A 14891-nucleotide genomic window follows, 5' to 3' on the forward strand; every position below is an offset into this window, starting at 1 on the left:
ACGATGGTAGTGTGGCAGATGCCATGCGAGAGTAGTTCACCGCCAGGCTCCCAATTAAATGGAAAAGCCCTTCGCGCAAGCGAGGGGCTTTTTTATTTACTTCGAAATCGGTGGTGAGCCATTCGAGCAGGGCATCCCCCATGCGACAAAAACGTCTGGAACGTTTTTGGACCGCCAACGGCGGGTCCCGCAGGGACGAACCCAAGGATGGGGTGAGCACTGCAAGTTCACCGCCAGGCGGACAAGTGGCCCCGCTGCCACCTCACCGCCCGAATTCAGAGCAGAAATGCTTTTAAACTAACCAACTATTACCCATCACCGCAATACCTTTGACAATTGCACCTTACGCACTTTCATGCAAAAGTATTCCAATTCAAACAGATATACAATTTCAAGGCCAACAGATGTCAGGCAAGTTACGCAACTACAGCAATAACGTATTTATCGCTTTAAGTAGGTTACTAAACGCCATACTCGGAGGTAATCCAAGTTTAACCTTAAGCGCAAGAGCAGGCCTGCACTACAGGAGAGGGTAATGGAGACAACGGAGATGGTTGATTAACAGCCTATTCTGGCTACAACAGGATCATTGTGAGTTGGCAATACGATGGGATACGGACAAAAACCAGCTGGCGATAAAGGCTGTAACAGAAGACAAGGCGATAAAAATAGAACCTTTGTGATATCACATGACACCACAAAGGTACTCGGAGGGATTAATTTAACGCAGGTTTCATCTCCACAACCACTTCATTGTTATGGAATAACTGCAGCTTATCGCCATTTAATTCAATGCGATCAGCCATTTGTAAGTGCTGAGTAAAGTTTGATTCGTAGTAGTTACTCTGAGCACAGTACTTTTTAGTGCTCACTAAAGGATTCACTTTCAACAAGTTAGAACTTTGGCTGTAACTGGCGTTAAATACGTTGCAACCAGAAAATCCATACAACTTTGCATTATCGTTAAACAGCATACGTAAGTTATATTGTTGTGGTACCTGAATAAACTTCACACGTTCTACCCGCCAGACAATACCTTGTACTTTGGCTATATTCAGTGTGTTCGGACAGGTAGCGCCAGGCCAAAACTGTTCAAATTTTTCAACAAACAGCATCTTGTCTTCTTTTTGACTTTGACGCGCAATCATAGTGGCAATCACTGGTTTGCCATTTAGGTTTTTGTCTGTCTGATAACTACGCAGCATAGGAATATGATGCTGAGTCATGGCTATGGTTGATTTCTCGCCGCTAGTACAAGAGGTAAAAACTGCATTATTATCAATAACCTGATACATACCTAACATTTGCATGCTGGTATCCAATTTCACAAAGTTGTTGGAGCGTACTAATTCATAGTTATCTCTGGAAATGACAGGTTTACCAGCTTCATCCAACAGCACTACTTTGTTATTACTGACAAATTGAAATGAAGGAATTTTAGTTTGCTGAGACATCAAGTGAATAACCCGACCTTCCAACAACCAGGTACCTTTAACCAGGTTCACTTCATGGCGATCAATAAACTCCTGACGAGCTTCAAACTTACCATCCTGAAATAAATTCACATGGTACTTTACGCCAGGACAACCTTCACAGGGCAAGGTGCCTATAAAACTCATATCACGATCAATAAAAATATGACCAAAATCAGTAGCCTGAGCTTGTGCTATATGATCATTTAATACTTCATTTTCAACGAGTTCAGGCTCAGCAGCTACAACAGGCTCACTGACTTCACTGATTGGGGCTGGCGCTTGCTCTGGTAACTGGCTACAACCAGCCAAAGCCAGGACTAAAGCGCTTAAAATAAAACTTTGCTTCATATTCATCTGGATCCCAAGAAAATTGGCGCCATTATAAAGCAACTAAGCAGACAGTCGAATGGTATTACTGATTAAAAATTGTCATATTTTATTCTTTAGCTTGCTGTCGTAGAAAGTTGAAAACGATAGATGCGCTATCCTTTGGATTTTCCTGCATAAAACAATGCCCACCTTTCACCTGATGCAATTGGATAGCATGATTTATCTTGTGCCATTTGTTAGCTGATTTGCTGACAAAAGGGTAGGTATCGTGGCCATGGATAAGAAGCGTTGGGCCGCAGGACTGCCGGAGTTGTCTCCACAACTGCGCTGGGTAAGATGCAAATATTTCGGCTTCGCGCTCCGCTTTGCATTTCAACGTCAAACCTTGTTGAGTGTGATGTAACGCGTGGTCGATGTAGCTTGCTAAGGCCTCATCCTGCCAGTTTTTGAACATTCCCCTTTGATGCAGATAACTGTAAGCCGAATTTCTGTCTGGCCAATGTTGACGGCGATTTAATGCTTTTTTAGCCAGTGGATTCTTTTGGTATAAACCAAACCAATCGAGGGTGCGCATCAGCGCCAGCATGCCGGGTGTAAACAACACTGGGTCAAGTAGAACTACCGCATCGAATGGACTGTTTGGTTTGCTATTGATAAGGGCTGTCAATACACCACCAAAACTATGGCCTAGCCCATAACAAGCGACATCAGCAAATAAGTGTCTGTGAGCAAGCCAAGCCTCTAAAGCCAAATCTGCACTTTGATTCCAGCCGACAAAAACGCCACCATGGTCGCTGTCCCCATGTCCTTGAGCATCCGATAAAAACAAATCAAAGTGGGGAAGTAATTGAGCTAAAAAAGGTTGGTACATTCGGCTGCAATAGCCATTGCCGTGCAAAATATGCAGTACTGCTTTGCCGCTTGGCGGGGTATAAAATCCACGTAAGGTAAAACCGTGCCGAGTCGAGTAACTCCAGGGGATTAAATCCATCATTTATCTTTATTGGGCAAACCTGAACGTACTTTGCCATGGTCATACCAGATCTGCAAATACAAAAGCCCGGCTTTAGTCCGGGCTTTTGAGTTTATTTACGTCTATCAGAAGTTATAGTTTAAACGCACGTAGTAGAAACCGCCGTTGATTCCCATAACAGCCGTAGTCGGGTATTTTGAGCCAGCAACGCCTTGCCATTCGTGTTCGTCAGGGTATTCGTCAAACAGATTTTGAGCGCCTACGCTGATTTCATAACTGTCGTTAATACTGTAGCTGATCTCTACGTCAGTGGTGATTGCTGAACCCACTTCAATAGGTAAACCACCGTCCGCAGCTGTCAATACACCACTGTCTAAATGGTCTTCATAGAAAGAGCCGAAGTGATTGATACGGACATAACCTTTCCAATCACCATAATTTTGATTGACGGTGAAGCTGCCACGAACTTTAGGTAAACCACGTTCTAATTGCTCTACTTTAGCTTCGCTGATATTGCTTGAGTAGCTGTCTACTGCTGTATCTGTCCAGTTATACGCAAAAGCTAAACCAGTGCGGCCATTCCACAGATCAAAACTATAGTTAGCAACTAAGTCCAAACCTTGAGTTGTGGTATCAAAATCGTTAGTGAAGTACTTCACGCCAGTAAGCTGCTGGCATCTTTGACACCCAAAGCTAATAGCGCTTCAATGTCTTCGGCAGTTAAATCCAGAGAAGAAGTCTGACTGATACGATCTTCTACTTTGATATGGAAATAATCCAAAGTCACATACCAATCGTTCACTTCAAGTACTGTACCGATGGAGAAGTTTTTCGACTCTTCCGGAGTTAACGGTTTACCACCTTTTTGGATTGAAATAGGGTGAGTTGGCGGTAAAGTGGCTGTATCAACCAGACCTGCAGGGCTGAATGATGTAGTCACATTACGTACGTTACTTTGACCTACTGTAGGTGCCCGGAACCCCGTACTGACTGCAGAACGGAAAGCAATTTCATCTGTAGCCTGGTAACGTGCGGTCACTTTGCCGTTGGTGGTATCACCAAAGTCTTCAAAGTCCTCAAAACGCAGCGCAAAATCCATACGGAAACTGTCACTGAATTCTGCACCTAACTCTGTATAAGCAGCGTAACTGTATCGATTGAATGAACCCGCATCTTCTGGTTTAAAACCTGGGAAACCGTTTGAACCTATACCAAAACCTTGTGAAGCCAAAGGACCCACTTCAAAAGAGGCTGCATCACCGGCATAAATTTCAAAGGTTTCATCACGATATTCCACACCACCTGCGACATTTAATGGGTATGGCAGCGAATCAAGTTCAAATGGCTTGTTAAAATCTAAGTTAGCCGCTTTTTCCAGCTGTACATATTTACCCGGACTAAAAGCTCTTGGGGTATCAGGGCCTAAGGACGCGTTCAGTGTGTTTTTAATATAAAACTCCACTTCACTGCGGCCTACAGACATACTGGCATCAAAAGCCCAGCCGGAGTCTAGTTCACCCTTCACACCTGAAGCTATGGCCGTATCAGTAATAACACCACCAAACTTAGGTGTAAAACCGCCAGGTAACATACCGTAATAGGTGAAGCAGTGAGCAGGAAGCGCATCGACGTCCCCTTGTATAGCTCCATGGTTACGAATTGAGCCATCAGGGTTTTGAGCTGCAACACTTGGACAAGCACCTAAGCTTTCATCCAGGTTACCAATCAGTAGATTTTTACCCTCGTCATTGGAGTAGACACCACTGCGAGTGGTTGGGTGACGATAATAAAAGCCACCTTCTACGTCACGTTCTGCCCAGTTAGTGAATAAATAAAACTCTCGGTCTTTCGCTACTTCCAAGCCTAGATTGGCAAATAATTTCGCATCACGTTTAAATTCAGGTGAACCCCAGACTTGAGCAGGATTTTCGATAAATGGATTACCTGCAGCCGCTGAAGCTGCTGCATCATCACGCTGCACAGAGCGACTGGTTGGATCGGCCTGTTTAAACTCACCACTGATATTGGCAAAACCGTTGTCGGTAAATGGCAAACCTATGTTGCCTGACACCTGGCGCAAATCGCCGTCGCCTTCATAAAATTGGCCGCTTTTTACTTCAAAAGATCCACCTTCTGCAGCATCTTTTAAGCGAAAGTTAATCACACCAGCTATAGCATCAGAACCGTATTGTGCTGCCGCGCCATCCCGTAATATTTCAACTTGTTTTAGTGCAATGGATGGAATCACTGAAATATCCGGGCCCTGAGAACCATCCGAAATACCGCTACCTAAAAAGGTGATGACAGCAGCACGGTGACGTCTTTTTCCATTGACTAATACCAGGGTGCTGTCTGGTGGCAATCCGCGTAAGTTTGCCGGGCGGATTAAGGTTGAAGCATCGTTAATGGGCTGAGCACTTACGTTAAATGAAGGTACTGCAGCTGTCATTAAGCTGACCATATCGCTGGTGCCGGTTTTTGAGAACTCTTCGCCACCTATAACGTCCACAGGCACTGCAGAGTCGCCTACAGAGCGCGGCGCTCCACGGGCACCTATCACAACAATTTTCTCGACAGCTGCATCTTCAGCTTTCTTTTCTGCTACTGCATCAGTGGTTTCTTGTGCTAACAAAGAGGTGCTGATCAATAAACTGCCGCATAAAGCGACTTTTATAGCGGCAGCAACGGGATGGTAGTGGATTGATTCTTTCTTCATGGATGTTGCCTTCTCATCTGGATTTTTGTTTTGGCTCATTTTTATCTACGAGCTCTAATATGACCATATTTGAAAAGTTCAGCTTTGTCTATCGTGATTTTCTGTGAACTGATCGCTCCTTTTTGGTGAATCATCGCACCATCCTGGTGCTTTACGTAGCCTTGGACTGATTTTTTACAGAAGTGTGACTAAAAAATTGGGCCTAAATAACTGAAAAATGTCTGATCCGACTTGCTGTTTTAATCAAAGTCGATTCAGATAGCTGGGTTCATTTACTCAAGGATTTCTAGTTGTGAAAAAAATTCTGACTCCGGTAAGCCTGACAACTGTATTACTCTCTGCAACAGCTCAGGCAAACGTTAATTTACCTCTGGAACGTCTGTTTGCAGAACCTGCATTAAGCGGCACAGCGCCACGTTCTTTAAGCTTTTCTCCCGACGGCAGCCGTGTGACTTACCTCAAAGGCAAAGACACAGATGCCAATAGATTAGATCTGTGGCAGTACCAGATCAAAACAGACAAACACAGCATTTTAGTTGATTCAAATCAATTATTTAGCGGCCCTGAGTTGCTCTCTGATGAAGAAAAAGCCAGACGAGAGCGGTTACGCTTATTTGCCAGTGGAATTGTCAGCTATAACTGGTCAAAAGATGGTAAAGCTTTACTGTTTCCACTGAACGGTGATTTGTATTATTACGACTTATCCAGCCAGAAAGCACGCAAGTTAACCAACACCGAAGCGTTCGAAACCGATGCACAAATATCGCCCAAAGGTCAGTACGTATCTTTTATTCGGGAACAAAATATTTTTGTGTTGGATCTAAAATCTGGCAAAGAAACTCAGTTGACCCAAGATGGTCAGGGTCTGATTAAAAATGGTATGGCTGAATTTGTTGCCCAGGAAGAAATGGGCAGAATGACTGGATACTGGTGGGCGCCTGACGATAGCAAAATTGCTTTTAGCCAGATTGATGAATCGCCTGTGGCCGAAGCTGTGCGTAATGAAATTTATGCGGATGAAATTAAACTCTTTAATCAGCGTTACCCATTTACCGGCACCGCCAACGTAAAAGTGAAGCTGGGTGTGGTTGCAGTACAACAACCTGCGGTGCAATGGCTGGACTTAGGTAAAGAACAGGATATTTACCTGGCACGGGTTAACTGGAGTAAATCCGCGTCTTTACTGACTTATCAGTGGCAAAGTCGTGATCAGCAGCATCTGGAATTACGTGCTGTCGAATTACCATCAGGCACAACCAAAGTGCTGTTGAAAGAGCAAAGTCCTACCTGGTTAAATTTAAATGACGATTTGCACTTCTTAAAAGATAAGCAGCATTTTGTCTGGGCATCTGAGCGGGACGGTTACAAACATCTGTATCTTTACAAACTTGATGGCACTTTGGTTCGTCAACTGACCAAAGGCGATTGGATAGTAAATAAGATAGAAGCCATTAACGAAGAGCAGGGCATCATTTATTTCTCTGGCCGCAAAGATACGCCGCTGGAAAGTCATCTGTATTCGGTAGACGTAAAAGGTGGTGAAAGTAAGAGACTGACTCAGGCTGAGTTTTCTCATGCTGTGGTCATGGCTGAAACCGGCCAGAGCTTTATCGATAGCTATTCCAGTGTGTTACAGCCAACTAAAGTAGAACTGAAGGCAGTCGATGGCAAAGTGCTGACGGTACTGGAGTCGAATGAGGTGTCTGGCTCGCATCCATTAGCGCAGTACAAAGATAAACTGGTAAAACCACGTTTTGGCACGTTAAAAGCCAAAGATGGCCAAACCTTGCATTATCGTGCCTTTGAACCCGCAGAGCTTGAAAAGGGCAAAAAATATCCTGTTATCGTCGGTGTATACGGTGGACCAGGTGCACAGCGTGTTACTAATAGCTGGAGCGCGAAAGACCTGTATTTTCAATACCTGGCACAAAACGGCTATATCGTATTCCAACTGGATAACAGAGGTTCGGAAAACCGTGGTAAAGCCTTTGAAGATCCAATCTACAAAAAGCTGGCTGTGGTTGAACTAGAAGACCAAATTACCGGCGTGGAGTATCTGCGCAGCCTGCCTTATGTCGATGCGGGGCGTATCGGTATTTATGGGCATAGTTACGGTGGCTATATGAGCATTATGGCGATGTTTAAGGCTGGTGATTATTTTAAAGCCGGTGTCGCAGGCGCTCCGGTGACCGATTGGGCTTTGTATGACACCCATTACACAGAACGTTATTTAGGCCACCCTGCAAGCAATAAAGCGGGTTATGAGCAGAGCTCGGTTTTCCCTTACGTGAAAGATTATCAGGGCAACCTGCTGATTTATCATGGCATGGCAGATGACAACGTGCTCTTTACTCATAGCACCAAGCTATATTCTGAGCTGCAAAAACAAGGGAAATTATTCGACAGCATGGATTATCCTGGCAGTAAACACTCGATGTTTGGTCAGCCAGTGCAAACCCATTTACATAAAACCATTACGGCGTTTTTTGAACGCCAATTAAAACAATAATGTGGAAGGGGCGGGCATAAACCCGCCCTTATCATCAAAGCTCATTGCCGCTTAATTTGTTGGTTTTAAACGCCAGTAGATTCTCGCTGGTGACCTGACAAATTTGTTGTAACGCTTCCTGGGTGAAAAATGCCTGATGTCCGGTGATTAATACATTAGGGAAAGTCAGCAGACGTTTAAAGACTTCATCGTCTATCAGCTGCCCTGATAAATCCTGAAAAAACAGATCGGCTTCCTGCTCGTACACATCCAGGCCTAAATAACCAATCTTACGACTCTTCAGTGCTTTGATTACCGCTTTGGTGTCAATCAGGCCACCTCTGCTGGTGTTGATTAACATCACACCATCTTTCATTTGTGCAAGGCTGTGGTCGTTAATCAGGTGTTGGGTTTGAGGAGTCAGAGGGCAGTGCAGGCTGATTATATCGGACTGGGCCCAGAGATCGTCCAAAGGCAAATACCGCACACCGGCTTTTACCAGCTCATCATCTATTTTGATGTCGTAACAGAGCAGCTGCATACCAAAACCAAGTAAAATTTTGGCTGTCGCTACCCCTATACGACCAGTACCAATCAGACCTGCAGTTTTGCCATGCAGGTTAAATCCCAGCAAGCCATCCAGCGCAAAATTATCGTCCCGCACTCTGTTGTAGGCTTTGTGTAATTTGCGGTTTAAGCAGAGGATCATCGCGACTGTATGTTCAGCGACAGCTTCAGGTGAGTAGGCCGGTACTCGGGCTACTCGTAGCCCTAACTCCTCGGCTGCGGCTAAATCAACATTATTAAAGCCTGCGCAGCGCAAGGCAATCATGCCCACACCCATAGCTTTAAGCTCTTCTAACACAGATTTTGATAAATCATCATTCACAAATACACAGACCGCCTGATACCCCTTGGTTAATCCTGCGTTGTGTTGATTCAGAGGCACATCAAAAAAACTAAACTCAAGGCTGGGATCAGCCCATTGTCTAAAACTTTCCTGATCGTATTTTTGCGCGCTAAAAACTGCAATTTTCATTGTGGGGCTCCTTGCTGTGGCTCTGACACTCAGAGTAACGCAAAAAGCCGTCAGCTTTGTTGTTTTTAATCAAGTTCCAGTTGCTCGTCTAGCTGGCAAGCACTTCCTCAATAGACTGATGCAGGCTGGATGGTTTGGTTCGTGGTGCATAACGTTTCACCACATCCCCTTGGCGATTGACTAAAAACTTAGTGAAGTTCCATTTAATAGCGCGGGTTTTCATCAAGCCACGAGCCTGATCTTTTAAATATTCAAACAAAGGTTCCGAGTCCAGGCCATTGACCTGCACCTTGCCAAAAACCGGAAAGCTGACTCCGTAATTGAGTTGGCAGAATTGTTGTATCTCAGCATTGGAACCTGGTTCCTGTGCCCCAAACTGATTGCATGGAAAGGCTAGTACTACAAATCCCTGATCTTTGTATTGCTGGTACAAAGCTTCCAACTCTTGATACTGTGAGGTAAAACCACATTGGCTGGCGGTATTCACGATCAGCACCACTTTATCCCTGTATTGGGCTAAATCCACAACCTGATCCTGACTATCCTTCACTTTAAAATGATGAACCTTTGGCATAACTGTCCTTTTGTGCAACTCGTCTGATGCTTTTGCGTCAGAGGCCCTGATTCTAGTAAGCTTCTTGGTATTCAAGTCTGTCACAGAAATAAGTCAAAATTATGTCAAAATTATCACAACAAAAAGTTGCCTTTGTTGGCTTAGGTGTTATGGGTTTTCCTATGGCTGGCCATTTACAGCACAAAGGAGAGCAGGTCTGTGTCTACAACAGAACTCAGCAGAAAGCGCAGGATTGGGTGCAGCAGTATGGCGGGACCTGTGCATCAACTCCAGCAGAGGCAGCTGCTGGAGTTGATCTGGTGATGTTATGTGTAGGCAATGACGACGATGTACGTTCTGTGGTCTATGGTGAGCAGGGCGTTTTAGCTGCGATGCGCCCAGGCTCTTTACTGATAGACCACACCACAGCCTCCGCTGATTTAGCCCGTGAACTGGCATTAGCTTGTAAAGAGAAAGGTATAGGCTTCTTAGATGCACCAGTCTCAGGCGGACAAGCGGGCGCTCAGAATGGCTTATTAACCATTATGCTGGGTGGAGAGGCTGCTGATTTTGCCAAAGCGGAAGCCACATTGATGAAATACGCCCGCAGCGCTCGTTTATTGGGGCCTGCAGGTTCAGGACAACTGGCGAAAATGGTCAATCAAATTTGTATTGCCGGCGTAGTACAAGGCTTGGCTGAAGCTATGCATTTTGCCCAACAGGCCGGACTGGATGGTCAGGCCGTATTGGATACCATCAGCAAAGGTGCAGCTCAATCCTGGCAAATGGAAAACCGAGGTTCCACTATGCTGCAAGGCAAATACGATTTTGGCTTTGCGGTCGACTGGATGCGCAAAGACTTAGCTATTACGCTAAACGAAGCCCGCCACAACGGTGCCACTTTGCCACTGACTGCTTTAGTCGACCAGTTTTATGCCCAAGTGCAGGCCATGGGTGGTGGGCGTTGGGATACGTCCAGTTTGCTGACTGTATTGCAGCGTAAAGTTTAGCTTTCTTCCACGTTTCTAGTCATCCAGACTGGTACTGGCTAAACCTAAAGTCAGTACCAGTAACAGCGGAATGTGCACCAGATGCAGCATAGGATCCGGGCTTATCTGCAGCGCCAGTCCCACCACCATAGCCCAGACCAGAGCCAATAAAGCCCATACTGTAGTGCGTTTTGACAGTTGAAACATAACCACCTCCTGTTTTTGATGCTGGTACTTTACTCCGGTATGAAAGCGGTCTAAAGTGTCACTAATGACGCAATTGTGGCTGAAAGTGACAATATGAAACGCATCGGTATTTGGGTCGATCACGACGTAGTGATGAGCAGTGTGACAGGGGTGATGGATTTTTTTACCTACTGCAATAAATACTGGCAACTGATCCAGCAAAGTGATCAGCTGTTATTTGAAACTGTATTGATGGGGCCTCATCCTCAGCTACAGCAAGGGCCTTTTACACTGCAGGTTGAAGCTGTTGATTTTAATCAGATTGATATTCTGTTGATCCCCGGCTTTTACGCCTATAATTCAAAAGACCTGCAGCGAGTCAGTCAGGAATTGCTGCCTTACAAGACAGAGTTACAGCAGATGCTGCAACAGGGCAAGTGGCTGGGCGCTTTTTGTAATGGCACTTTTGCTCTGGCCGGAACGGGCTTGTTAAATGGCCTGCAGGCGACTTCGGTCTGGTTTTTTAAAGATTATTTCCGCCAGATGTTTCCGCTGGTCAAACTGGATTTACAGCAGCTGGTAGTGCAGCAGCAAACCATTTTAACGGGCGGTGCTACCACTTCTTACCTGAATTTGTGCCTGCGGTTTGTTGAGATGTGTATGGATACGGCTTTTGCTCAGCAAATGGCAAAAATTATGCTGACTGACCCAAACCGAACCTCACAGCTGCCTTATCTGTCTTTGCAGCTGGCGCCGCAACACAAAGATGCCAAGCTCGCCGAGATTCAGCAGTACTTGCAGGCTCATTTAGCGGAGCCTGTTAGCCTGGAGCAATTAGCAGAAACCTTTGCAATGACCCCCCGCACTTTGATCCGGCGTTTTAAGCAACATCTGGATGAAACGCCTATGGCCTATTTGCAACGTTTGCGTATTGAGAGAGCGAAGTCGTTGCTGGAGAATACCTTGTGGACAGCGGAAGATATTATGCAGCAGGTAGGCTATGAGGACATTTCGTCTTTTCGTAAGTTGTTTGTGCATTACACCAGTCTGACGCCCAAAGCCTATCGGCAAAAGTTTATGTTTGAGCCACAAATTAACTGCTGCCCAGTCAGTGGCCGGGAGCGGGAGTCCGCAGCATAATCAATGACGGCACTCTTAGTTAACAAAATTTAACAAATGAATCAGGAAAAGTTTGTTTTGTGCTATTATCATGTGGCCAATTCATTGATGAAAGTAAAATAAATGTATTTATCTGAGATCGGCTGGCATCTTTATGCACTGCTTTTTATTGTCTGCCTAGTGCTTCCGGCGCTTATTTTATGGGCGCTAGTGTATTTTAAACCTCTTTGGTTAAGACAATCCTTGTGGCTATTCAGCTTTTGCAGTTTGTGTTTCTTACTGCTCAGTCTGAAGTTTAGTGATAACACTTTGTTAATGACTGAGAACTCGCTGGAACTAAAAGCGGGTTTATACCAGACGAAAATTGATGATATTCACTCAGCGCAAAGTAAAGTGTCAGTGGTATTTTGTGATGAATTGGGAGAATTCAAACCTGTAGTTGCTGTCAACGCAATCAATCTGCCTAACTACAAAGTAGGCTGGTACAGGCTGGCCAACCAGCAAACTGCTTTTGTAATGCTCATTGGCGATATAGACAAAGTGACAGTAGTCAGCACTAAAAATGCGATAGCCTTAATTAGCGGTGATATTAACAGAGATAATGCTGGGGCTGGTATGCAGGCTAAGGCGTTTCGGTAGGGTCAGAAGCTTTGGCTCTGACCCTTTCATGTTTTACATCAGAACTGCATTTCCGGAATATCACCAGAGATCACTAACTTACCCGCAGTCTTTTGCTGAATTTCTTCTACGCTGATGCCAGGCGCACGTTCCAGTAAATGGAAAGCGCCGTCCCGAACTTCCAGCACTGCTAAATCTGTCACTATCTTTTTCACACAGTTCACGCCTGTCAAAGGCAAAGTACAGCTCTCCAGTAACTTGGAGCTGCCGTATTTGTCAGCATGCGTCATAGTGACAATGATATTTTGTGCACCAGCTACTAAATCCATAGCGCCGCCCATGCCTTTGACCAGTTTGCCCGGGATCATCCAACTGGCGATATTGCCGTTTTGATCCACTTCAAAAGCGCCGAGGACGGTTAAATCGACATGGCCGCCACGGATCATGGCAAAACTTTCAGCTGAGCTGAATATCGCCGCGCCTTTAATGGCGGTGACTGTTTCTTTACCTGCGTTGATCATATCGGCATCCAGTTCTGCTTCGGTTGGGTAGGGGCCCATACCTAATAAACCGTTTTCCGATTGCAGCATCACTTCAATACCTGCAGGCACATAGTTGGCCACTAAGGTGGGGATACCTATACCTAAATTGACGTAATAGCCGTCCTGTAATTCCTGAGCCACCCGCATAGCGACTTGTTCACGTGATAATGCCATTTGCTGTGCTCCTTAAGCCTGACGGACCGTACGACGTTCAATGCGTTTTTCAAAGCTGGCTTTGATCACACGTTGCACATAAATACCTGGGGTGTGAATTTGGCTTGGTTCCAGTTCACCAGGCTCAACTATCTCTTCCACTTCAGCCACAGTAATTTTACCAGCAGTGGCCGCCATAGGGTTGAAGTTCATGGAGGTATGACGGAACACCAGATTGCCGTAACGGTCTGCTTTCCAGGCGCGCACTATGGCAAAGTCACCGGTAATGGCTTCTTCCAGCACATAATGGCGGCCATTAATTTCACGGGTTTCTTTGCCATCAGCCACAGGAGTACCGTAACCAGTCGCAGTAAAAAAGGCCGGAATGCCAGCACCACCAGCGCGGATTTTTTCAGCCAGCGTGCCTTGGGGGGTCAGTACTACTTCAAGTTCACCTGATAACAGCTGCTTTTCAAACAAGGCGTTTTCGCCAACATAAGAAGCGACCATTTTTTTGATTTGGCGATCTTCTAATAAAACACCTAAACCAAAACCATCGACACCACAGTTGTTTGAAACCACTGTTAAATCCCGGGTGCCCATCTTTTTGATCTGAGCTATCAGACCTTCAGGAATACCACATAAACCAAAACCACCGGCTATCACTGTCATGCCATCGGTCAGGCCTGCCAGCGCTTCTTCGTAGCTGGTCACAACTTTATTAAACCCTGCCATTTTGTATCCTTAAAAGATGCTATCAATCATTAATTCTGCTGGCATTTGGCCTTAAGCGCCAATCCTACTTTAGAACTAGGAGCTTTCCCCAGCTGTTCGCTGATAAACCAGCCAATAGGGGCCAGCCGTTGTAAATCAACACCAGTCGTTATGCCAAGGCGTTTAGCAAATACACTACTTCTTCAGTGGCAACATTGCCTGACGCACCGGCAGCGTATGGACAGCCGCCTAAACCTGCGACTGAGCTGTCCACCACAGCTATACCACGTTGTAGCGCCGCGTAAATATTACTTAACGCTTGGCCATAGGTATCGTGAAAATGCACAGCCAGTTGGGCCACTGGTACAACTTCAAGCACCGCGTCCAGCATGGCATTGACTTTAGCTGGTGTGCCAACGCCTATGGTGTCGCCTAACGAAATTTCGTAGCAGCCCATATCCAGCAGAGCTTTAGCAACCCGTGCTACTTCCGCTGGCGCAACTTCCCCCTGATAAGGGCAGCCGACCACACAAGAGACATAACCCCGTACTTGAATTCCATCCAGTTTGGCTTGCGCCATCACAGGGGCAAAACGCTGAAGGCTTTCCGCTATGCTGCAGTTGATATTTTTTTGGGTAAAAGCCTCTGAAGCAGCGCCAAATACCGCAACTTCAGTAGCTCCCGCAGCTTTGGCTGCTTCATAACCTTGCAGATTAGGGGTCAAAGCTGTGTACTGAATACCTGCTGTACGGCTGATTTGTGCAAATACAGCTGCTGAGTCGGCCATTTGTGGCACCCACTTTGGCGAGACAAAAGCGCCGGTTTCAATGGTGCGCAAGCCAGTTTCTGCTAAACGGTTGACCAACTCGACTTTGGCCTCCAGCGACACGGCTTTTTCATTTTGCAGACCATCGCGTGGGCCTACTTCAACAAGTCGCACGGCTTTGGGCAAACCAGCTGCGTGTTGTGGGTTTAATGTCAGTGACATAAAAATCT

General features: G+C 45.7%; 14 protein-coding genes. 4 read left to right on the top strand and 10 right to left on the bottom strand.

Annotated features, from left to right (window positions below; all coding sequences use genetic code 11):
- Positions 1–716: 716 nt before the first annotated feature.
- The 4 genes from WH43_RS00735 to WH43_RS00745 form a co-directional block, all read right to left on the bottom strand.
- Positions 717–1829 (bottom strand): META domain-containing protein, encoded by a 1113-nt coding sequence (locus WH43_RS00735; protein ID WP_286049370.1) that lies wholly within the window; start codon positions 1827–1829, stop codon positions 717–719.
- An 82-nt stretch (positions 1830–1911) separates the two neighbouring features.
- A complete protein-coding gene (locus WH43_RS00740) occupies positions 1912–2796 on the bottom strand; it encodes an alpha/beta fold hydrolase (RefSeq protein ID WP_053422757.1) in 885 nt (294 codons plus the stop codon).
- A 107-nt stretch (positions 2797–2903) separates the two neighbouring features.
- Entirely contained in the window at positions 2904–3437 is a 534-nt protein-coding gene (locus tag WH43_RS20155) for a TonB-dependent receptor domain-containing protein (protein WP_286049371.1), read from the bottom strand.
- Positions 3434–5494 carry a TonB-dependent receptor plug domain-containing protein gene (locus WH43_RS00745; protein WP_286049372.1) on the bottom strand — a complete coding sequence of 687 codons (2061 nt, stop codon included), beginning with the start codon at positions 5492–5494 and terminating at the stop codon, positions 3434–3436. The genes WH43_RS20155 and WH43_RS00745 overlap by 4 nt, the downstream gene beginning before the upstream one ends.
- 292 nt (positions 5495–5786) lie before the next feature.
- On the opposite strand from WH43_RS00745, the gene WH43_RS00750 reads away from it, so the two are divergent.
- Positions 5787–8003, top strand: coding sequence for a S9 family peptidase (locus WH43_RS00750; protein ID WP_053422758.1), 2217 nt, complete (start codon positions 5787–5789; stop codon positions 8001–8003).
- Positions 8004–8037: 34 nt separating this feature from the next.
- Here the strand turns inward: WH43_RS00750 and WH43_RS00755 are convergent, their stop codons facing one another.
- Both WH43_RS00755 and WH43_RS00760 read right to left on the bottom strand, forming a co-directional pair.
- Positions 8038–9021 (bottom strand): 2-hydroxyacid dehydrogenase, encoded by a 984-nt coding sequence (locus WH43_RS00755; RefSeq protein WP_053422759.1) that lies wholly within the window; start codon positions 9019–9021, stop codon positions 8038–8040.
- An 88-nt stretch (positions 9022–9109) separates the two neighbouring features.
- Positions 9110–9595, bottom strand: a complete 486-nt coding sequence (locus WH43_RS00760; protein ID WP_053422760.1) for a glutathione peroxidase — start codon at positions 9593–9595, stop codon at positions 9110–9112.
- Positions 9596–9696: 101 nt separating this feature from the next.
- Between WH43_RS00760 and WH43_RS00765 the strand changes: the two genes are divergently transcribed.
- Positions 9697–10584, top strand: coding sequence for an NAD(P)-dependent oxidoreductase (locus tag WH43_RS00765; protein ID WP_053422761.1), 888 nt, complete (start codon positions 9697–9699; stop codon positions 10582–10584).
- 15 nt (positions 10585–10599) lie between these two features.
- Here WH43_RS00765 and WH43_RS20160 read toward each other — a convergent pair whose 3' ends face one another.
- Positions 10600–10770, bottom strand: coding sequence for a hypothetical protein (locus WH43_RS20160; protein ID WP_185148669.1), 171 nt, complete (start codon positions 10768–10770; stop codon positions 10600–10602).
- A gap of 75 nt (positions 10771–10845) precedes the next feature.
- Between WH43_RS20160 and WH43_RS00770 the strand changes: the two genes are divergently transcribed.
- Positions 10846–11889, top strand: coding sequence for a GlxA family transcriptional regulator (locus WH43_RS00770; protein ID WP_053422762.1), 1044 nt, complete (start codon positions 10846–10848; stop codon positions 11887–11889).
- A 102-nt stretch (positions 11890–11991) separates the two neighbouring features.
- Positions 11992–12507 carry a hypothetical protein gene (locus WH43_RS00775; RefSeq protein WP_053422763.1) on the top strand — a complete coding sequence of 172 codons (516 nt, stop codon included), beginning with the start codon at positions 11992–11994 and terminating at the stop codon, positions 12505–12507.
- A 38-nt stretch (positions 12508–12545) separates the two neighbouring features.
- Here WH43_RS00775 and WH43_RS00780 read toward each other — a convergent pair whose 3' ends face one another.
- From WH43_RS00780 to WH43_RS00790, 3 genes are all read right to left on the bottom strand, one after another.
- Positions 12546–13202, bottom strand: a complete 657-nt coding sequence (locus WH43_RS00780; RefSeq protein WP_053422764.1) for a CoA transferase subunit B — start codon at positions 13200–13202, stop codon at positions 12546–12548.
- A 12-nt stretch (positions 13203–13214) separates the two neighbouring features.
- A complete protein-coding gene (locus tag WH43_RS00785) occupies positions 13215–13916 on the bottom strand; it encodes a CoA transferase subunit A (RefSeq protein ID WP_053422765.1) in 702 nt (233 codons plus the stop codon).
- Positions 13917–14064: 148 nt separating this feature from the next.
- On the bottom strand, positions 14065–14883 hold the full coding sequence (locus WH43_RS00790) for a hydroxymethylglutaryl-CoA lyase (protein ID WP_353504742.1): 819 nt from the start codon (positions 14881–14883) through the stop codon (positions 14065–14067).
- Positions 14884–14891 lie beyond the last annotated feature (8 nt).

Origin of the sequence: Rheinheimera sp. KL1, assembly GCF_001275035.1 — a bacterium.
In the GTDB taxonomy this organism is placed as follows: domain Bacteria; phylum Pseudomonadota; class Gammaproteobacteria; order Enterobacterales; family Alteromonadaceae; genus Pararheinheimera; species Pararheinheimera tangshanensis.